We start from the raw sequence: 19,812 nt of genomic DNA on the forward strand, positions 1-19,812 counted from the left end.
CGGGCGGTATGACGGAGAACGACACAGCCGCCGCGCTGCGGGCCTTGCTCCGCGACGCGTTCACCCGGTTGATCGAGCACGCCGACGAACTCACCGACGGCCTCACCGATGAGGTGGCCGACTATCGGCCGACGGCGGAGGCCAACAGCATCGCGTGGCTGCTCTGGCACAGCGCGCGGGTGCAGGACATCCAGCTCGCGCAGGTCGCCGGACTCGAGCAGGTATGGACCCGCGACGGCTGGGTGGACCGGTTCGGCCTCGATCTGCCGCGTGACGACACCGGGTACGGCCACAGCGCCGCCGACGTCGCCAAGGTCCGCGCCCCGGCACAACTGCTGGCCGGCTACTACCACGCCGTGCACCAGCTGACCTTGGACTACCTCGACGGCGTCACCGCCGCCGAACTGGCCCGGGTCGTCGACAAACACTGGGATCCGCCGGTCACCGCAGGTGTGCGGCTGGTCAGCATCCTCGACGACTGCGCCCAGCACTTGGGGCAAGCCGCGTACCTGCGGGGGATCGCACCCAGCTGAACTTGACACCTGTCGAAGGCGGGTGCGACGGGGATCACAACCGGGACTAACATGGCGCCATGACCACCACCACGCCCGCCCCCACCACTGCACTGTCCGGCACCGACACCGTGCTCAGCCCCGCCACCGGGGCGGTTGCCGGGGAGGTGCGCTGGACCGATCCGTCCGACGTCGAAGCGATCGCCGCCGGCCTGCGCACCGCCCAGCAGGAATGGGAACGCCGCGGCGCCAAGGGGCGGGCCAAGGTGATGGCCCGCTTCGCGGTGTGGCTCGGCGAGCACCGGGACGAGATCGAGCGGCTGCTGATCGCCGAGACCGGCAAGTCCAGCACCGACGCGGCCCAAGAGGTGCCGTTGCTGATCATGATCCTGTCGTACGTGATCAAGGTGATGGACAAGGCCGTGGCCCCGGAGGCCCGGCCGGCGGCGCTGCCGCTGATGGCGGTCAAGAAGATCTCCGTGCACTACCGGCCGCGCCCGGTGGTCGGGGTGATCGCGCCGTGGAACTACCCGGTGGCCAACGCGTTGATGGACGCCATCGGGGCGCTGGCGGCCGGCTGCGCGGTGCTGCTCAAGCCGTCCGAGCAGACTCCGCTGACCGCGGAGCTGTTGCGTGACGGCTGGCAGGCCAGCGGTGGCCCGGACGTGTTCGCCGTGGTTCAGGGCGCCCGCGAGGTGGCCGAAGCCGTGATCGACAACGCCGACTACGTCCAGTTCACCGGCTCCACCGGCACCGGACGCAAGGTGGCCGAGCGGGCCGCAGGCCGACTGATTCCGTGCAGCCTGGAACTGGGCGGCAAGGACCCGATGATCGTCTGCGAGGACGCCGACATCGACCTGGCCGCGCACGCCGCGGTGTGGGGCGCGATGTTCAACGCCGGGCAGACCTGTGTGTCGGTCGAGCGGGTGTATGTGCTGGAACCCGTTTACGACAAGTTCGTGGCGGCAGTGGTCCGGGACGTGGAAGCGCTGCAGATGGGCACCGGTGAGGGCAAGCACTTCGGGGCGCTGATCAACGACGCGCAACTGGCTGTCACCGAGCGTCACGTCAAGGAGGCGGTGGCCGCGGGAGCGCGCGCGCTGACCGGCGGTGAACGCGCCACCGGCCCGGGCAGCTTCTACCAGCCGACCGTGCTCGTCGACGTCGACCACTCGATGGCCTGCATGACCGAGGAGACCTTCGGCCCGACCCTGCCGATCATGAAGGTCGCCAGCGTCGACGAGGCGATCCGGCTCGCCAACGACAGCCCCTACGGGCTGAGTGCCTCGGTCTTCTCCCGCGATGTGGCCCGGGCCAAAGACATCGCGGTCCAATTGGATTGCGGTGCGGTGAATATCAACGACGTGATCTCGAACCTGATGTGCACGACGGCGCCGATGGGCGGCTGGAAGACTTCGGGGATCGGGGCGCGTTTCGGCGGCGTCGACGGGATCCGCAAGTTCTGCCGGCAGGAGGTCGTCGTGGCGCCGCGCACCAACGTCGGTGCCGGCGGAAACTACTACCACAATTCGCTCAAGGCGCTGGCCCGGATGAACGGACTGATGACCCGGATGGCGCTGGCGCGACCGCGCCGCACGGCGAAGTAGTGCGCTTCCTCACGGCGGCGCTGTTCTGGTTGCTGACCACCGCGACCCTTGCGGTGACGTTGCCGGCGGCATGGGCGCAGTGCAATCTGATCGACGCCGACGGCTACGCGCGGCTGGCGGCGCGCGCCGCGGACCAGCCGGCCCTGCAGGACGCGGTTGCCGCTGAACTCACCTCGCAGACGGTCCGGCTGGTCCGTGCACAGGGTTTCCCGCTCGACCCGTCCCCGGTGCGCGAGGCCGCCGCCGAATACACCGCCGGGCCGTCGTTTCCTCAGCAGTTCGTGCAGGTGAACTCCGACGGCCATGATTGGCTGTTCGGCGGCGCCGACACCGGCCCGTGGCAAATCGACGTGGTACCGATGTTGCGGGACAAGGCATTTGCGCAACTGCTGTCGGACTATCACATTGCGCTGCCGGCGTCGATGACCATTCCGCTGACGCCGACGTCGACGGAGGTGGCGCGTCCCGGCGGATTGCACCGCCTGGCGGTGTGGGGGCCGTGGCTGACTCTGGTGCTGGTCGCGCTGACCGGATTGTGCGCGATCCTGACGCTGGCCGCGGCGCGGCATCGCGGCCGGGCATTGGCCGCCCTCGGTGTTTCCGGGCTGGTGGTGGGTGCGGCGGGCTGGTCGGGGATCGAGGTGGCGCGGCGCTATCTGAGCCAGGTGCTCAACCAGGCGACCGGCGACATCCGCCGGATCGCCGATGCCGTCGTGGATCTGGCCGAGAACAACCTGCACCTCTGGCTCAATCTGACCCTGGCCGCCGGGGCGGTGCTGGTGTTGGTCGGGGTGGCCGTCGCGCTGCTGGGCGGACTGCGCAAAGCCTGATTCTCAGCGCCGGCTGCCGAGCATCCGCCACAGGAACGCGAAGCTCAGCGCGGACTTGAACGCCGCCTGCGCGTTGTCGGCGGCCCCGCCGTGGCCGCCCTCGATGTTCTCGTAGTACCAGACGCGGTGCCCGGCGTCCTGCAGCGCCGCGGTCATCTTGCGGGCATGGCCCGGGTGCACCCGGTCGTCGCGGGTCGAGGTGGTGATCAGCACCGGTGGGTATGTCGCGTCAGCCGAAATGTTCTGGTAAGGCGAGTATTTGCTGATGAATTCCCAGTCTTCTGCGTTGTCGGGGTCGCCGTACTCGGCGACCCAGGACGCGCCGGCCAACAGCAAGTGGTAGCGGCGCATGTCCAGCAGCGGCACCTGGCAGACCAGCGCGCCGAAGTGTTGCGGGTAGGCGGTGAGCATGATGCCCATCAGCAGCCCGCCGTTGCTGCCTCCGATCGCCCCGAGTTGTGCCACCGTGGTGATCTCGCGGTCCACCAGATCGGTTGCCACCGCGGCGAAATCCTCGGCCACCAGGTGGCGGCCCGCGCGCATCGCCTGGGTGTGCCAACCCGGGCCGTATTCGCCGCCGCCGCGGATGTTGGCCAGCACGTAGGTGCCGCCGCGCGCCAGCCACAGCCGGCCCAGCACCCCGTCGTAGCCGGGGGTGCGCGCCACCTCGAATCCGCCGTAGCCGCCCAGCAGTGTCGGGCCGGTGGCCCCTTCCGGGCGCACCACGAAGTACGGGATGGCGGTGCCGTCTTTCGACGTGGCGAAGTACTGGGTGACCTGCAGGCCGTCGGCATCGAAAAAGGCGGGGGCGGATTTGATCTCGGTCAGCTCACCGTCGACCGGGCCGTGCAACAGTCGCGACGGGCGGTCGAATCCACTGGAGTCCAAGAAGATCTCGTCGCCGGTGTCGTCGGCGGCCGCGATCACGGTGTTGGTGTTGGCCGGCACTTCGGCAATCGGACGCCGCCGCCAGTCGCCGGGCGTCACCACCTCCACCCGGCTGGCCACGTCGTGCAGGGTGACCAGGATCAGCCGGTCGCGGGTCCACGCGTAGTGGTGCAGGGCGGTGTGGGCATCGGGTTCGAAGACGACGCGGCACTGCGCGGTGCCGGCCAGGAAGTCCTCGTAGTCGGCGGCCAGCAGTGAACCCGCCCGGTAGGACGCGGTGCCGGTGTCCCAGTCGGTGCGCAGATCGATCAGGATCCACTGCCGATGCACCGACACCGTCGCGTCGGTGGGTGCGTCGATGCGGATCAGCTCCTGCTGACCGGGATCGCCGCGCAGCTCATAGACCTCGTCGTTGAAGAAGTCGACCGCCCGCGAGACCAGGGTGCGTTCGAATCCGGGGGTGCGGTCGCGGCCCGCGGCCACCACCACATCGGTTGTCTCCCCGGCGAACACCAGCTCGGCGTCGGCGAGCGGCCGGCCGCGCCGCCACCGCTTGACGATCCGCGGATAGCCCGACTCGGTGAGCGAATCGGGTCCGAAGTCGGTGCCCACCAGCACGGTGTCCTCGTCCTCCCAGCCGATCCGGGTCTTGGCCTCGGGTAGCTGAAAGCCGCCAGCAGCAGGGGAGATGAATTCCCGGGTGGCCATGTCGAACTCGCGGACCACCACGGCGTCCGAGCCGCCGCGGGACAGCGACACCAGCGCCCGGGTGAGCTCGGGCTCGATCACTGTGGCACCGGCCCACACCCAGTTGGTGTCGTCAGTTCGGCCCAGTTCATCGACATCGATGAGCACGTCCCACTCCGGGGCGGCGCTGCGGTAGCTGTCCAACGTGGTGCGCCGCCACAGCCCGCGCGGATTGGCGGCATCGCGCCAGAAGTTGTAGAGAAACTCCCCGCGGCGGCGCACATACGGGATGCGGGCGTCGGTGTCGAGCACGTCCAGTGCCGCGGTGCGCATCGCCTCGAAGTCGTCGCCGGCGAACTCGTCGACGGTCGGGGCGTTGTGGGCGCGCACCCAGTCCAGCGATGGCTCGCCGGTGATGTCCTCCAGCCAGAGGTACGGATCGTCGACGTGGTCGGCAGCCTGGGAAGCCTGGGAAGCCATGGAAGCCATTGTGACGGCGGCGGTAATGTGAGTTGTGCAACACCCGAAAGGAGCACCCACCGATGACCGTATTCGCACGTCCGGGTTCCGCCGGGGCGCTGATGAGCTACGAGTCCCGCTACGGCAACTTCATCGGTGGGCAGTGGGAGGCACCGGTCTCCGGTGAGTACTTCGAGAACGCCACGCCGGTCACCGGCGAGGTGTTCTGCGAGATCCCGCGCTCCACGGCGGCCGACATCGACAAGGCCCTGGATGCCGCGCACGCGGCGGCTCCGGCGTGGGGCAAGACCGCGCCGGCCCAGCGGGCACAGGTCCTCAACAAGATCGCCGACCGTATCGAAGAGCACAGTCAGCAGCTCGCGGTCGCCGAGGTGTGGGACAACGGCAAACCGATCCGGGAGGCGCTGGCCGCCGACATTCCGCTGGCCGTCGACCACTTCCGCTATTTCGCCGCGGCGATCCGGGCCCAGGAGGGCTCGCTGAGCCAGCTCGACGACGACACCGTCGCCTACCACTTCCACGAGCCGTTGGGCGTCGTCGGCCAGATCATCCCGTGGAACTTCCCGCTGCTGATGGCGGCCTGGAAGCTGGCGCCGGCACTGGCCGCCGGTAACGCGGTGGTGCTCAAGCCGGCCGAGCAGACCCCCGCCTCGATCCTGTTCCTGATGAGCCTGATCGGTGACCTGCTGCCCGACGGTGTCATCAACGTGGTCAACGGATTCGGGGTGGAGGCCGGCAAGCCACTGGCATCGAGCAACCGGATCGCCAAGATCGGCTTCACCGGGGAGACCACCACCGGCCGGCTGATCATGCAGTACGCCAGCCACAACATCATTCCGGTCACCCTGGAGCTGGGCGGCAAGAGCCCCAACATCTTCTTCTCCGATGTGCTGGCCGCCAACGACGAATTCCAGGGCAAGGCCTTGGAGGGCTTCGCCGGGTTCGCGCTCAATCAAGGCGAAGTGTGCACCTGCCCGTCGCGGTCGCTGATCCAGGCCGACATCTACGACGAGTTCCTGGAGCTGGCCGCGATCCGCACCAAGGCGATCCGCCAAGGCGACCCGCTGGACCCCGCGACCATGATCGGCGCGCAGGCCTCCAACGACCAGCTGGAGAAGATCCTGTCCTACATCGAGATCGGTAAGGGTGAGGGCGCCAAAGTGATCACCGGCGGAGAGCGCGCCGAGTTGGGCGGCGATCTGTCCGGTGGCTACTACGTGCAGCCGACGATCTTCGCCGGAGACAACAAGATGCGGATCTTCCAGGAGGAGATCTTCGGCCCGGTGGTGTCGGTGACGTCGTTCACCGACTACGACGATGCCATTGCGATCGCCAACGACACCCTGTACGGGCTGGCCGCCGGGGTGTGGAGCCGCGACGGCAACACCGCCTACCGGGCCGGCCGCGACATCCAGGCCGGCCGGGTGTGGATCAACTGCTACCACGCCTATCCCGCGCACGCCGCGTTCGGCGGGTACAAGCAGTCCGGCATCGGCCGGGAGAACCACAAAATGGTACTCAGCCACTACCAGCAGACCAAGAACCTGCTGGTGTCCTACTCCCAGACGGCACAGGGTCTTTTTTGATGGGCCTGTTCTGATGGACGCGCCGGCCCGGGTGCTGATCACCGACGCCGCGGCCGACCTGGTGGCGCGACTGGTCGCCCGGCATGGCCCGGTGATGTTCCACCAGTCCGGCGGCTGCTGCGACGGCTCGGCGCCGATGTGCTATCCCGACGGCGACTTCATCGTTGGCGACCACGACGTGCTACTGGGGGTGCTCGATGTGAGCGGGGCCGGCGACGTCCCGGTGTGGATCTCCGGGCCGCAGTTCGGGGCGTGGAAGCACACCCAGCTGATCATCGATGTGGTGCCCGGCCGCGGTGCCGGGTTCAGCCTGGAAGCGCCGGAGGGCATGCGATTTTTGTCCCGTGGTCGGGCTTTCACCGACCGCGAGAACGCTGTGCTGGGGCAAGTCCCGGTGATCACCGGGTCGCTACCGCGCTAAGCGGCGCTGCGGTCGTAAAATCTGCTGGTGTGATTCCGCTGCCGCGCCCCTGGCTGTTGAGCAGCATCATGCTGGTCGGGACCGCCGTCGGTGTGCTGACCGGAGTCGGGACGACGCTGCTGATCACCGCTCACGTGCGCCCGGACGCCGTCATCGCGTTGGTGCTCGGAGTGCCCAGCGTCGCGGGCCTGGTGCTGGTGTTGGTGTCCTCGCGCCGCTGGGTAACCGCAGTGGGTGCGTTTCTGCTCGCGCTGGCGGTCGGCTGGTTCGGGGCCCTGGCGGCGATTCAGGCGGTCTCGGGTGTCTGAGACCACTGACACCGGGGCGCTGCCGATGACGGAACCGCACTGGCCGCCGGCGTTTGACACCGGCCCGCATCCGACGCCGCTGCCCGGGCCGGCGTCCCAGTCGGAGGCGGTGTTGGAACCTGAGCCGGGCGAGCCCGAGTCGAAGGTCGGGCCGGCACCGGTCAAGCCGCCCAAGCCGGTCGTGGTCGAGGGGCAATACCGCTTCCTCAAATGGTGGCAGCTGGCGCTGGTTCTGGTTGCGGTCTGGATCCCGGCGGCCGGTATCGGGCTGGGATTGTTCTCCTGGTGGTATTCGCTGGCCGACAAGACCCCGGCCGTGTTCGTGGTGGTGGTCTACGCGGCCGTGTGCATCGTCGCCGGGCTGATCACGGCGATGGTGGGCGAGAAACCGCTGGTGGCGGCGGTGGCGATAGCGCTGATGTCGGCGGTGTTCGCCTCGGCCGTCGCCGCGGCGCCGCTGTACGGCCACTACTTCTGCCAGCACGTGAGCCGCTGCGTCGGCGGGATCATCCCGTACTGATGCTCAGCGACGGATGGCTGCGGGCCGCCGCGCTTCCGAACGCCGCTAGGGTGAATCCGTGACCCACTATGACGTCGTTGTTCTCGGAGCCGGCCCCGGCGGATATGTCGCGGCCATTCGTGCCGCCCAATTGGGCCTCAACACCGCCATCGTCGAGCCCAAATACTGGGGTGGCGTCTGTCTCAACGTCGGCTGCATCCCGTCCAAGGCGCTGCTGCGCAACGCGGAACTGGCGCACATCTTCACCAAGGAAGCCAAAACCTTCGGCATAACCGGCGAGGCCACCTTCGACTACGGGGCGGCCTTCGACCGCAGCCGCAAGGTCGCCGAGGGCCGGGTGGCCGGGGTGCACTTCCTGATGAAGAAGAACAAGATCACCGAGATCCACGGCTACGGCACCTTCACCGACGCACACACCCTGTCGGTGGCCCTCAACGAGGGTGGCACCGAATCGGTGACCTTCGACCACGCCATCATCGCCACCGGCTCCAGCACCCGGCTGGTGCCCGGCACGTCGCTGTCGGACAACGTCGTCACCTATGAGCAGCTGATCCTCACCCGGGAACTACCCAAGTCGATCGTCATCGCCGGCGCCGGCGCGATCGGCATGGAGTTCGGTTACGTGCTGGCCAACTACGGCGTCGAGGTAACCATCGTCGAGTTCCTGCCGCGGGCGCTGCCCAACGAGGACGCCGAGGTGTCCAAGGAGATCGAGAAGCAGTTCAAGAAACTGGGCGTCACCATCCGCACCGGAACCAAGGTGGAAAGCATTGAAGACGACGGGTCGACGGTCGCCGTCGTCGTCAGCAAGGACGGCAACAGCGAGACGCTGAAGGCCGAGAAAGTCTTGCAGGCCATCGGTTTCGCGCCCAACGTCGAGGGCTACGGCCTGGAGGCTGCCGGGGTGGCGCTGACCGATCGGGGCGCGATCGGCGTCGGGGAGTACCTGCAGACGTCGGTGCCGCACATCTACGCGATCGGCGACGTCACCGGTCTGCTGCAGCTCGCCCACGTCGCCGAGGCTCAGGGCGTGGTGGCCGCCGAGACCATCGCCGGTGCGGAGACGATGCCGCTGGGCGACTACCGGATGATGCCGCGGGCCACGTTCTGCCAGCCGCAGGTGGCCAGCTTCGGGCTCACCGAGCAGCAGGCCCGCGACGAGGGCTACGACGTCAAGGTGGCCAAGTTTCCGTTCACCGCCAACGGTAAAGCGCACGGTGCCGGCGATCCCAGCGGGTTCGTCAAGCTGATCGCCGACGCCCGCTACGGCGAACTGCTCGGTGGGCACCTGATCGGCCACGATGTCTCCGAGTTGCTGCCGGAGCTGACTCTGGCGCAGAAATGGGATCTGACCGCAGGTGAGTTGGCCCGCAACGTGCACACCCACCCGACCATGTCCGAGGCGCTGCAGGAGTGTTTCCACGGGCTGACCGGTCACATGATCAACTTCTGAGTCCTTCGAGTTCAACGCGCGACTGTCGTTAGCGGAGAGTCTTCTCGAACTTTTCCGCGCTAACGACAGGCTCGGCGCTACTGCAGCAATTCGAAGACTCCGAACCCCACCGCCATGCCGCTGAGGTTCGCGCAGGCGTTGACGACGTCGTTGTCCACCCACCGCCACCCCGACGACGGCTGCGTCGGCGACCCGCAGTGCAGGCGGTCCTCCACGGTGGCGCCGCATCCGGCGCACCGGAAGCGGGCCTGGACGCTGGCGCCGATCAGGGTGTCCACCAGGGAGCCGGTGATCCCGGCCGCCAAGCCGACCGGCACCATCGCCAGCCCACCGAACAGCGCGCCGAAACTTCCGACCGATAACGCTCCCAGCACGGTCGCCCCCGAACCGAGCGGAGAGACCGCCCCCGAGCTGCCCTTGGGGACCCGGCGAAAGGCCCGCAGTGACACCGGCTCCCGGTGGGAGAACCGGCCGATCTCGGATGCCCACGAGTCGGCGATGCCGGCGGCGATCCCGCCGATGGACACCGCGTACCAGACCGGATCGCCGGTGAACGCATAGCCGATCACCGGGATCAGCACTGGAAGGCCGGCGTTGACCGCGACCTGACTCAGGCGGCGCATGCCCTGCGACCGGCCGGGCCGGCGATAGCCGGTGAGCAGGCTGGTCAGTGAGAAGAAGACGGCGGCCGGGATGATCCACGCCCACCCGCCGAGACCGACGGCGACACCGGCGATCAGGCCACCGCACAGCGCGCCCGGCAGATCCAGCCAGTGCATCCGGAGCATGAACGGCACGATGGCGCAGCCGAATACGGCCGCCGCCAGCCAGCGCAGCGCGTCGTCGGTCGACAGCTCGCGCGCCGCGTGCAGCAGCAGCGCCACCCACGGAGTGATCAGCAGGTTGTCCGCCGCCGGGGCCACCAGCAGTTCCACGGCCGCCGTCGTCAACGCGACGAAGACTGAAACCGTTACCGCCATAAACGAATTCAATTCGAGCCCGAGGCGGCAAAACCCCCATGACACCGCGAAGGCGATCACGACGAACGCCATCGAGCCCTCAAGGGTTCGCACGCCACCACCGGCCGTCACCGGGTGGCGCCCGAAGCGGTGTCCGATCAGTGCCGCACCCGCGTCGGCCAGACCCAGCACCACCACACCTGCGGCGATCGCCACCCGATCTGGCCAGAACGCCAGCACCGCGACCAGCGCCCCGGCGGCGAACCCGACCAGCCCGTAGTCGCGGGACCGGGTGCCGTCGAACACGCCGGGCACCGGAACCAGACCCCGCTCCACCATGACCGCCAACGCCAGCGTCGCGGCGGCCAACACCCCGGCCACCACCGCCCCGTGCGACAGCTGGAACGCGGCCACGGCGGCGAACAGCCCGCACAGCGCGTGCGGAACCTTGCGGGTGACCAGCGGGTCGGCACCCCGACGCACCAGCACCCGCCCGACGACGATCAGCACGGCCGCGATCAGCAGGATCCCGCCCCCGGCGACCGCCAGGTCATGGCTAACGGTAGCGCTCACGCAGCGCTACTCGTCGAAGTCCAGCGGCACCCGCAGTGCGCTCAGCGTCGCGGCCAGCGCGTCGTATTGCGATGTGAGCATGACGAATTCGATCAGCCGGGGGCGGTCCAGGTGCTCCGCTAACGCCGCCCACGTGCCATCCGACAACGTGCGGGTTCCCACGAGCTCGTCGATCGCGGTGAGCATGGTGCGCTGACGGTCGTCCAGGCCGGCCGCGCCGGGGCCTTCGAAGATCAGGTCCTGGGTGGCGTCGTCCAAGCCCGCCGCCCGGGCCATCCGGCGGTGGTGCTGCAGTTCGTACTGGCTGTCCCGCAGGTGGCCCACCCGCAGGATCACCAACTCGGTGTCGCGGGTGGACAGCTTGCCGCCGCGCATCAGCACCCCGCCGAACGGCAGCCAGGACCACATCAACCGCTTGTGCTGGCCCAGCGTGGTGAACAGGTGCGCGCGCGGCACCCGCTGCCGGGCGGCGACGACTTTGCAGACCAGCCAGTTGGCGAGACCGAGGTCGCGCAGGCCGGGGGCTTCGGGGATGCGAGCTGTCACCGGTGTTGCTTTACCAGATACGGCGACACCGTGCTGCGGTGTTCGTTGAGATCGAGGTCGCGGCCCAGCGCCGGGAACGCCCGCTGCGGGCAGTTGTCGCGTTCACAGACCCGGCAGCCCGCCCCGATCGGGGTGGCGTTCTCGCCGTGCAGATCCAGGCCCTCGGAGTAGACCAGCCGGTGGGCGTGCCGCAGCTCGCAGCCCAGCCCGATCGCGAACGTCTTGCCCGGCTGGCCCCACCGCGCGGCGCGGCGTTCGACGGTGCGCGCCACCCACAGGTATTTGCGGCCGTCGGGCATCTCGGCGATCTGCACGCCGATCTTTCCCGGATTGCCGAAAGTCTCGTAGACGTTCCACAGCGGGCAGGTACCGCCGGACGAGGAGAAGTGAAAACCGGTCGCCGACTGGCGTTTTGACATGTTTCCCGCCCGATCGACGCGCACGAACGAGAACGGCACCCCCCGCATCGACGGCCGCTGCAGGGTGGACAGCCGATGGGCGATGGTCTCGTAGCTGACCCGGTAGAACGCCGACAGCCGTTCGATGTCGTAGCGGAACGTCTCGGCGCTGTCGTGGAACTGCCCGTAGGGCAGCACGATCGCCGCCGCGAAGTAGTTGGCCAGTCCCAGCCGGGCCAGCGTGCGAGAGTCCTTCGAGGTGAACTTGCCCTCTTCCACCATCGCCGAGATCTGGTCGTCGAATTCCAGGTAGGCCAGCTCGGCGGCCATCTTGAACACCCGCTGGCCCCAGGACAGATGGTGGCCCATGTCCAGCGTCTTGGTGGCCGCGTCGTAGCGGTGCAGCACGGTATCGCCGAGGTCGATACGGCGGTTGATGTGCACGCCGTGGACCTCGGTGAGCCGGTTGGCCAACTCGACGGCCAACTCGCCCTGGTGCCGGCGCATCCGGGTGGCCAGCTCCTCGGCGGCGGTGTCGAGTTCGTGCAGGTAGTTCTGGCGCTGGTAGAAGTAGTCGCGCACCTCTTCGTGCGGCATGGTGATCGCGCCGGTGCCGCTGCCGTCGGTGTAGCGCTCCTCGGTGGCCGCGGCCAGTTGCGCCGTGGTGATTCGGTAGCGGCGGTGCAGGTTGACCATCGCCCGGGCCAGTTTGGGGTGGGCACTGACCAATTCGGCCACCTCGGTCAGCGCGACGTCGACGTCCAGGTCGCGGTCCATGGTGACCTCGCGCAACTCGGCGACCAACCGGGTGTCGTCCTGGGAGGCGAAGAAGGTGGCGTCGACCCCGAAGACCTCGGTGATGCGCAGCAGCACCGCCACCGTCAGCGGCCGGACGTCGTGCTCGATCTGGTTGAGGTAACTCGGTGAGATCTCCAACATCTGCGCCAGGGCGGCCTGGCTGAACCCGCGCTCGCTGCGCAGCTGGCGCACCCGGGAGCCGACGTACGTTTTGGCCACTTCGCCGAGCCTACCTGCTGCGAAGGCCGCATTCGCATTATTGGCATGGCATGATCGCTCGGGGAAAACCAACGGGGAGCGTCGATGCAGCAGACAGATCAGCCGACCGGTCTGGCGAAGGTTTTGATGCCGGTGCCGGACCCACACCCCGACGTGTTCGACCGGCAGTGGCCGCTGCGGGTGGCCGACATCGACCGGCGGGGCCGGCTGCGGATGGACGCGGCCGCCCGGCACATCCAGGACATCGGCCAGGATCAGCTGCGGGAGATGGGATACGAGGCCACCCACCCGCTGTGGATCGTCCGGCGCACCATGATGGACCTGATCGCACCCGTCCAATTCCAGGACATGCTGCGGGTGCGGCGCTGGTGCTCGGGCACCTCCAACCGCTGGTGCGAGATGCGGGTCCGCATCGACGGCAAGCGCAGTGGTGGCCTCATCGAGTCCGAGGCGTTCTGGATCAACATCAACCGCGAGACCCAGGGGCCGGCGCGGATCTCCGAGGACTTCCTGGCCGGCCTCAAACGCACCACCAGTGTCGACCGGTTGCGCTGGAAGGCGTACCTGAAAGCCGGTGGCCGCGAGGATGCGGCCGAGATCCACGAGTATCCGGTCCGCTTCACCGACATCGACCTGTTCGACCACATGAACAACGCGGTGTACTGGAGCGTGGTCGAGGACTACCTGTCGAGCTATCCGGACCTGCTCGCCGCGCCGCTTCGGGTCACGCTCGAACACGACGCCGCGGTCGCGCTCGGCGACAAACTAGAGATCGTCTCGCATGTTCACCCGGCCGGATCCACGGATCGGTTCGGGTCCGAGTTGGCTGATCGCGCTGTTAGAACGCTCACATACCTGGTGGGCGAAGAAGTCAAGGCGATCGCCGCGATCTTTGCGTTGTAACACGTTCTAGTCAGTACGGGCGTACTGCTAATACCGGCGTTGACCTGTGCAGATATGTTACCGGCTGGTAGCTTGGCCTGTCCGGATCACGAGAGGGCGTCCAGCATATTCTTCGCAAACTTCGCATAACGACCGTACTGTTTAGCCAAACTTGGCAACGAAAACCAGTGGACCTGGGCCGATGTGGTGTGCCAAGGTCGCGTTAACACACCAGTGAATTCGTCGGGGTGTTAGCAAGTCCGATAAGCGGCCCGGCGATCGCGCGAACACGAAGGAGTTGCCATGTCGACCGTTGGCACGCCGAAGAGCCCCGAGCAGATCCAGCACGACTGGGACCACAACCCGCGCTGGAAGGGCGTCACCCGCACCTACACCGCCGAGGACGTTGTCGCGCTGCAGGGCCACGTCGTCGAGGAGCACACCCTGGCCCGCCGCGGCGCCGAGGTGCTCTGGGAGCAGCTGCACGAGCTGGACTACATCAACGCCCTCGGTGCGCTGACCGGCAACATGGCCGTCCAGCAGGTCCGGGCCGGTCTGAAGGCCATCTACCTGTCCGGCTGGCAGGTCGCCGGCGACGCCAACCTGTCCGGGCACACCTACCCCGACCAGAGCCTCTACCCGGCCAACTCGGTGCCGCAGGTGGTGCGCCGGATCAACAACGCGCTGCTGCGCGCCGACGAGATCGCCAAGGTCGAGGGCGACACCTCGGTCGAGAACTGGCTGGCCCCGATCGTGGCCGACGGCGAGGCCGGCTTCGGTGGCGCGCTCAACGTCTACGAGCTGCAGAAGGCGATGATCGCCGCCGGCGTCGCGGGCTCGCACTGGGAGGACCAGCTGGCCTCGGAGAAGAAGTGTGGCCACCTGGGCGGCAAGGTGCTGATCCCCACCCAGCAGCACATCCGCACCCTGACGTCGGCTCGCCTGGCTGCCGACGTGGCCGGCGTGCCGACCGTGGTGATCGCGCGCACCGACGCCGAGGCGGCCACCTTGATCACCTCGGATGTCGACGAGCGCGACCAGCCGTTCATCACCGGTGAGCGGACCGCGGAGGGCTTCTACCGGGTGAAGAATGGCCTGGAGCCGTGCATCGCCCGGGCCAAGGCCTACGCCCCCTACGCCGACCTGATCTGGATGGAGACCGGCACGCCGGACCTGGAGCTGGCCCGAAAGTTCGCCGAGGGCGTCAAGGCCGAGTTCCCCGACCAGATGCTGGCCTACAACTGCTCGCCGTCGTTCAACTGGAAGGCCCACCTGGACGACGCGACCATCGCCAAGTTCCAGAACGAGCTGGGGGCGATGGGCTTCAAGTTCCAGTTCATCACGCTGGCCGGCTTCCACGCGCTGAACTACTCGATGTTCGACCTGGCTCACGGCTACGCCCGCAACCAGATGAGCGCGTATGTGGAGCTGCAGGAGCGCGAGTTCGCCGCCGAGTCCCGCGGCTACACCGCCACCAAGCACCAGCGCGAGGTCGGTGCCGGCTACTTCGACCGGATCGCCACCACCGTCGACCCGACGTCGTCGACCACGGCGCTGGCCGGCTCGACCGAGGAGGGTCAGTTCCACTGACCCTTCCGGGGGTGAATGTGCGCAGTGGTACGCCCTGACACGGCGTGTCGGCGTACAGACACGCGCGCTCGCGCAAGGAGAAGACTTCCGCGGTGCTTGTCGGATTGTGCCGCGGGGGAGTTGACAGCGCAGGCCCCGCCCAGCCAGCCTGGGCGGGGCCTGTTGCTGCCGTGCCAAGACTGAGAGGAACACAGTGTCGATCCAACGAGTAGGTGTCATCGGAGCCGGGCAGATGGGCGCCGGAATCGCCGAGGTGTCCGCGCGTGCCGGCGTCGAGGTGAAGGTCTTCGAGACCACCGATGCGCTGATCACCGCGGGGCGCAACCGGATCGTCAAGTCGCTGGAGCGCGGGGTGAGCGCGGGCAAGATCACCGAACGCGAGCGCGACGACGCCGTGGCCAATCTGACCTTCACCACCGACCTGGCCGACCTGGCCGACCGGCAGCTCGTCATCGAGGCCGTCATCGAAGACGACACCGTCAAATCGAAGATCTTCGCCGAACTGGACCGGGTGATCACCGACCCGGACGCGGTGCTGGCGTCGAACACCTCGTCCATCCCGATCATGAAGATCGCCGCTGCCACCAAGAACCCGCAGCGGGTGCTGGGCCTACACTTCTTCAACCCGGTGCCGGTGCTGCCGCTGGTCGAGTTGGTCAGCACGCTGGTCACCGACGAAGCCGCCGCCGCCCGCACCGAGGAGTTCGCCGGCGCGGTGCTGGGCAAGCAGGTGGTGCGCTGCAGCGACCGCTCCGGTTTCGTGGTGAACGCGCTGCTGGTGCCCTACCTGCTGTCGGCGGTGCGCATGCTCGAGTCCGGGTTCGCCACCGTCGAGGACATCGACAAAGCTATCGTCGCCGGGTTGTCGCACCCGATGGGCCCGCTGCGGCTGTCGGACCTGGTCGGCCTGGACACCCTCAAGCTGATCGCGGACAAGATGTACGAGGAGTTCAAGGAGCCGCTCTACGCCGCGCCGCCGCTGTTGCTGCGCATGGTCGAAGCCGGCCAGCTGGGCAAGAAGTCCGGCCGGGGCTTCTACACCTACTGAGCCTGGGCCGCCCGTCGCCAGGGCAGCATCGGCGGCGGGTGCGGCCCGGCGTTGAACTTCTCCAGCGACCCGCCCACCTCGACGATGCCGCACAGCGCATTCCAGCTCAGCATCGTCAGGTAGTCGATCAGGTCATCGGCGCTCATCCGCGGGTCCAGCAGCCAGGAGTGGGTGGCCAGCTGCACCCCGCCGACGATCATGTACGCCCACGGCTCGACCCCGCTGGTGTCCATCCCGACCACGCTCATCCGGCGGCGCAGCATCACCGCGAGCATCCGGGCGATGATGCGTTCGGAATCGGCGATCACCTTGCTCTTGGACGCCGAGCTGTTGGCCATCACGAACCGATAGGGCTCGGGCTCTTGGGCCACCGTCTGCACGTACACCCGGATGATCTCGCGGACCAGATCGAAGCCGTCCAGGTTCGACGACAGCGCCGCCGCCATGTTAGGGATCAGCGTGGTCTGCGCGAAGCGCATCATCACCGCGGTGGTCAGGTCGTTCTTGTCGACGAAGTAGCGGTAGAGCACCGTCTTGGATACGCCGATCTCCGCGGCGATCTCATCCATGCTCACGTACCGGCCGCGGTGCCGAATCGCGTCGATCGTTCCGTCGATCAGGTCATTTCGCCGGTCGACCTTATGTTGGTGCCAGCGCCGCTTACGACCATCAGTCTTAGCGACCCCGGCCCGAAGCTGCTCTGCCACTATCGCGGGTTCCCATTCACTAGACGTCATAGATAATACGGCCCGGTCCAGCAAACTCCGTGGTCCGGTAACAGTTACCGGCGGTTTAGCGAGGCTCGACGGAGGAGAGGCGAAGCTGGAACCGCCGGATGAACCGAGTGGTTTAGCGAGGCTCGACGAAGGAGAGGCGAAGCTGGAACCGCCGGATGAACCGAGCGGTTTAGCGAGGCTCGACGGAGGAGAGGCGAAGCTGGAACCGCCGGATATCCCCAGTGCCACAGATGGCGGATGATGGTGTGGTGGTGCACCGAGAAAACCGCCCGGCGTGGCCGGGGGCGGCGCGGACCGTGCAGTCGCTGGCGGAGTCGTTCGCCGACGCTGATCCGGGCGCCGATGCGGTCCGTCTGCGCGACCTGCGCCGCATGAAGGTGGTCGCACTGAGCTTCCTGCTCGGTGCGACCGTCGTCTTCCTGCTGTGCCGGTGGGCACAAGTAGACGGCACGGCCCCGGCCTGGGTGGGTTACGTCGGCGCCGCCGCCGAGGCCGGCATGGTCGGCGCATTAGCGGACTGGTTCGCGGTCACCGCGCTGTTCAAGCATCCGCTGGGTATCCCGATCCCGCACACCGCGATCATCAAACGCAAAAAGGACCAGCTCGGGCAGGGCCTGGGCACCTTCGTGCGGGAGAACTTCCTGTCGCCACCGGTGGTGGAGACCAAGCTGCGCGACGCGCAGATCGCCGGGCGGGTGGGCAAGTGGCTCTGCGAGCAGAACCACGCCGAGCGGGTGGCCGCCGAGACCGCAACCGTGCTGCGGGTGCTGATCGAGATGCTGCGCGACGACGACGTGCAGGAGGTGATCGACCGGATGATCGTGCAGCGCATCGCCGAACCGCACTGGGGCCCGCCGGTGGGCCGGGTGCTGAGCACCCTGCTGGCCGAGAATCGGCAGGAGGCGTTGATCCAGCTGCTGGCCGACCGGGCGTTCCAGTGGTCGCTCAATGCCGGCGAGGTCATCCAGCGGGTGGTGGAGCGGGACTCGCCCACCTGGTCGCCGCGGTTCGTCGACCACCTCGTCGGCGACCGGATCCACCGTGAGCTGATGGACTTCACCGACAAGGTGCGCCGCAACCCCGACCACGAATTGCGGCGCAGCGCGACGCGTTTTCTGTTCGAGTTCGCCGACGACCTGCAGAACGACCCGGCCACGATCGCCAAGGCCGACGCGGTCAAGGAGCAGTTGATGGCCCGCGACGAGGTGGCCAACGCTGCGGCGACGGCCTGGCGGACGCTGAAGCGCCTGGTGCTCGAGGGCGTCGACGACCCGTCCGGTGCGCTGCGCACCCGGGTGGCCGCCACGGTGATGCAGGTCGGTGAGTCGTTGCGGGACAAGGCCGAGCTGCGCGACAAGGTGGACAACTGGCTGGTGCGGGCCGCACAGCATCTGGTGGCGCATTACGGGGTGGAGATCACCGCGATCATCACCGAGACCATCGAGCGCTGGGACGCCGCGGAGGCCAGCCGTCGCATCGAATTGCATGTCGGCCGCGATCTGCAGTTCATCCGGATCAACGGCACCGTCGTCGGCGCGCTGGCCGGGCTGGCGATCTACGCCATAGCTCAACTTATGTTCTGACCTGCGCTAGCAGGTGCTTGCAAAAGTTAGCACTAGGTCGTATCGTGGCTTTCGTCAGCAGTCGCAAGTCCACGAAAGGGGTCACCGGTGTCGCAGGATGACAAACTCGCCGCAGTGGTCTCGACCGCCGCGGCGGATATCGGCAGCTTCATCCGGGCGCAGCGCGAAGCCGCGCAGGTGTCCATGCGGCAGCTGGCCGACAAGGCCGGCGTCAGCAACCCGTACCTCAGCCAGATCGAGCGCGGATTGCGCAAGCCCTCCGCTGACGTCCTCAATCAGATCGCCAAGGCCCTGCGGGTCTCCGCCGAGGTGCTCTACGTGCGCGCGGGAATCCTCGAGCCCAGCGAGAAGAGCGAGGTCCGCGACGCCGTCATTGCGGATGCGGCGATCACGGAACGGCAGAAGCAGGTTCTGCTCGACATCTACAGCTCCTTCGTCCAGCAGAACGAAGCCGACGGTGAGGAGACGACACCTGCCTGATCTCCATTCAGTCTCCTGACCGATCCACCACCCGAGAAACCAACCGAAAGGAATCCAGACATGGCCGAGAACCCGACCATCGAAGAACTGAAGGCCCCGCTGCTCGCCGCGATCGGCGCTGCCGACCTGGCCCTGGCCACCATGACCGACCTCGTCGCCAACCTGCGTGAGCGCGCCGGCGAGGCGCGCGAGGATGCCAGCAGCCGGGTCGAGGTGAGCCGTGCGCGCCTGACCAAGCTGCAGGAGGAGCTGCCCGAGCAGTTCGCCGAGCTTCGGGAGCGTTTCACCGCCGACGAGCTGCGCAAGGCCGCCGAGGGCTACGTGGAGGCCGCCACCGGCCGGTACAACGAGCTGGTGGCGCGCGGTGAGGCTGCCCTGGAGCGGCTGCGCAACCAGTCCGGTCTCGACGACGCGTCGGCGCAGGTGGAGGGTTACGTCGACCAGGCCGTCGAGCTGACCCAGGAGGTGCTGGGCAACGTGGCGTCGCAGACCCGCGAGGTCGGCGAGCGCGCCGCCAAGCTGGTCGGCATCGAGCTGCCCAAGAAGGAGCCCGCCCAGAAGGCCGCCCCGGCTGGCGGGGCCAAGAAGGCCGCCCCGGCTCCGGCCGCCAAGAAGGCTGCGGCGCCGGCCGCCGCCAAGAAGACCCCGGCCAAGAAGGCTCCGGCCAAGAAGGCTCCGGCCAAGAAGGTCACCCAGAAGTAACCGCA

General features: G+C 67.9%; 18 protein-coding genes and 1 pseudogene. 14 read left to right on the forward strand and 5 right to left on the reverse strand.

The features are described from left to right. Positions 1-8 precede the first annotated feature (8 nt). From AC5Y4Q_RS09775 to AC5Y4Q_RS09785, 3 genes are read left to right on the forward strand one after another with little or no spacing between them, the layout of a single operon-like run. Entirely contained in the window at positions 9-533 is a 525-nt protein-coding gene (locus AC5Y4Q_RS09775) for a mycothiol transferase (protein ID WP_064922903.1), read from the forward strand. Between the two features lie 59 nt (positions 534-592). Beyond that, positions 593-2,119 (forward strand): aldehyde dehydrogenase family protein, encoded by a 1,527-nt coding sequence (locus AC5Y4Q_RS09780; RefSeq protein ID WP_064922905.1) that lies wholly within the window; start codon positions 593-595, stop codon positions 2,117-2,119. After that, entirely contained in the window at positions 2,119-2,949 is an 831-nt protein-coding gene (locus AC5Y4Q_RS09785; protein WP_064922907.1) for a hypothetical protein, read from the forward strand. The genes AC5Y4Q_RS09780 and AC5Y4Q_RS09785 overlap by 1 nt, the downstream gene beginning before the upstream one ends. Before the next feature lie 3 nt (positions 2,950-2,952). Here AC5Y4Q_RS09785 and AC5Y4Q_RS09790 read toward each other — a convergent pair whose 3' ends face one another. Next, the gene (locus AC5Y4Q_RS09790; RefSeq protein WP_109535716.1) at positions 2,953-5,004 is read right to left on the reverse strand and encodes a prolyl oligopeptidase family serine peptidase; all 2,052 of its coding nucleotides are present in this window, start codon (positions 5,002-5,004) and stop codon (positions 2,953-2,955) included. Between the two features lie 62 nt (positions 5,005-5,066). Here AC5Y4Q_RS09790 and exaC point away from each other — a divergent pair, with 62 nt between their 5' ends. The 5 genes and pseudogenes from exaC to lpdA all read left to right on the forward strand — a co-directional run bounded on the left by exaC (position 5,067) and on the right by lpdA (position 9,292). Then, positions 5,067-6,590 carry an acetaldehyde dehydrogenase ExaC gene (gene exaC, locus AC5Y4Q_RS09795; protein WP_064922911.1) on the forward strand — a complete coding sequence of 508 codons (1,524 nt, stop codon included), beginning with the start codon at positions 5,067-5,069 and terminating at the stop codon, positions 6,588-6,590. 13 nt (positions 6,591-6,603) lie between these two features. Continuing rightward, positions 6,604-6,999: pseudogene (locus AC5Y4Q_RS09800) on the forward strand (DUF779 domain-containing protein); the annotation flags it as partial. Positions 7,000-7,040: 41 nt separating this feature from the next. Further along, positions 7,041-7,319, forward strand: coding sequence for a putative holin (locus AC5Y4Q_RS09805; protein WP_064922915.1), 279 nt, complete (start codon positions 7,041-7,043; stop codon positions 7,317-7,319). Then, on the forward strand, positions 7,312-7,839 hold the full coding sequence (locus AC5Y4Q_RS09810; protein ID WP_064922916.1) for a hypothetical protein: 528 nt from the start codon (positions 7,312-7,314) through the stop codon (positions 7,837-7,839). Before AC5Y4Q_RS09805 ends, AC5Y4Q_RS09810 begins: the two co-directional genes overlap by 8 nt. A gap of 58 nt (positions 7,840-7,897) precedes the next feature. After that, positions 7,898-9,292 (forward strand): dihydrolipoyl dehydrogenase, encoded by a 1,395-nt coding sequence (gene lpdA / locus AC5Y4Q_RS09815; RefSeq protein ID WP_064922918.1) that lies wholly within the window; start codon positions 7,898-7,900, stop codon positions 9,290-9,292. A gap of 77 nt (positions 9,293-9,369) precedes the next feature. On the opposite strand, the gene AC5Y4Q_RS09820 is transcribed toward lpdA, so the two are convergent. From AC5Y4Q_RS09820 to ramB, 3 genes are read right to left on the reverse strand one after another with little or no spacing between them, the layout of a single operon-like run. Next, a complete protein-coding gene (locus tag AC5Y4Q_RS09820) occupies positions 9,370-10,824 on the reverse strand; it encodes a DUF92 domain-containing protein (protein ID WP_064922920.1) in 1,455 nt (484 codons plus the stop codon). 6 nt (positions 10,825-10,830) lie between these two features. Then, positions 10,831-11,370, reverse strand: a complete 540-nt coding sequence (locus tag AC5Y4Q_RS09825; RefSeq protein ID WP_064922922.1) for a carboxymuconolactone decarboxylase family protein — start codon at positions 11,368-11,370, stop codon at positions 10,831-10,833. Then, positions 11,367-12,785 (reverse strand): acetate metabolism transcriptional regulator RamB, encoded by a 1,419-nt coding sequence (gene ramB, locus AC5Y4Q_RS09830; RefSeq protein WP_065019270.1) that lies wholly within the window; start codon positions 12,783-12,785, stop codon positions 11,367-11,369. The genes AC5Y4Q_RS09825 and ramB overlap by 4 nt, the downstream gene beginning before the upstream one ends. A gap of 84 nt (positions 12,786-12,869) precedes the next feature. On the opposite strand from ramB, the gene AC5Y4Q_RS09835 reads away from it, so the two are divergent. The 3 genes from AC5Y4Q_RS09835 to AC5Y4Q_RS09845 all read left to right on the forward strand — a co-directional run bounded on the left by AC5Y4Q_RS09835 (position 12,870) and on the right by AC5Y4Q_RS09845 (position 16,305). After that, a complete protein-coding gene (locus AC5Y4Q_RS09835) occupies positions 12,870-13,688 on the forward strand; it encodes an acyl-[acyl-carrier-protein] thioesterase (protein ID WP_064922927.1) in 819 nt (272 codons plus the stop codon). Positions 13,689-13,970: 282 nt separating this feature from the next. Then, the gene (gene aceA / locus AC5Y4Q_RS09840) at positions 13,971-15,257 is read left to right on the forward strand and encodes an isocitrate lyase (RefSeq protein WP_064922929.1); all 1,287 of its coding nucleotides are present in this window, start codon (positions 13,971-13,973) and stop codon (positions 15,255-15,257) included. Between the two features lie 193 nt (positions 15,258-15,450). Then, entirely contained in the window at positions 15,451-16,305 is an 855-nt protein-coding gene (locus AC5Y4Q_RS09845) for a 3-hydroxybutyryl-CoA dehydrogenase (protein WP_125225844.1), read from the forward strand. Here the strand turns inward: AC5Y4Q_RS09845 and AC5Y4Q_RS09850 are convergent. Next, a complete protein-coding gene (locus tag AC5Y4Q_RS09850; RefSeq protein WP_419179763.1) occupies positions 16,299-17,042 on the reverse strand; it encodes a TetR/AcrR family transcriptional regulator in 744 nt (247 codons plus the stop codon). The two genes, AC5Y4Q_RS09845 and AC5Y4Q_RS09850, sit on opposite strands and share 7 nt — an antisense overlap. A gap of 230 nt (positions 17,043-17,272) precedes the next feature. Here AC5Y4Q_RS09850 and AC5Y4Q_RS09855 point away from each other — a divergent pair, with 230 nt between their 5' ends. From AC5Y4Q_RS09855 to AC5Y4Q_RS09865, 3 genes are all read left to right on the forward strand, one after another. Next, complete coding sequence (locus AC5Y4Q_RS09855; protein WP_064922492.1) at positions 17,273-18,625, forward strand: DUF445 domain-containing protein; 1,353 nt, start codon at positions 17,273-17,275, stop codon at positions 18,623-18,625. Between the two features lie 87 nt (positions 18,626-18,712). After that, positions 18,713-19,105 (forward strand): helix-turn-helix domain-containing protein, encoded by a 393-nt coding sequence (locus AC5Y4Q_RS09860; protein ID WP_064922491.1) that lies wholly within the window; start codon positions 18,713-18,715, stop codon positions 19,103-19,105. A 60-nt stretch (positions 19,106-19,165) separates the two neighbouring features. Then, positions 19,166-19,807, forward strand: a complete 642-nt coding sequence (locus AC5Y4Q_RS09865; RefSeq protein ID WP_064922490.1) for a hypothetical protein — start codon at positions 19,166-19,168, stop codon at positions 19,805-19,807. The last annotated feature ends 5 nt before the right edge of the window (positions 19,808-19,812 follow it).

It is taken from the genome of Mycobacterium sp. NGS16, from assembly GCF_059813225.1.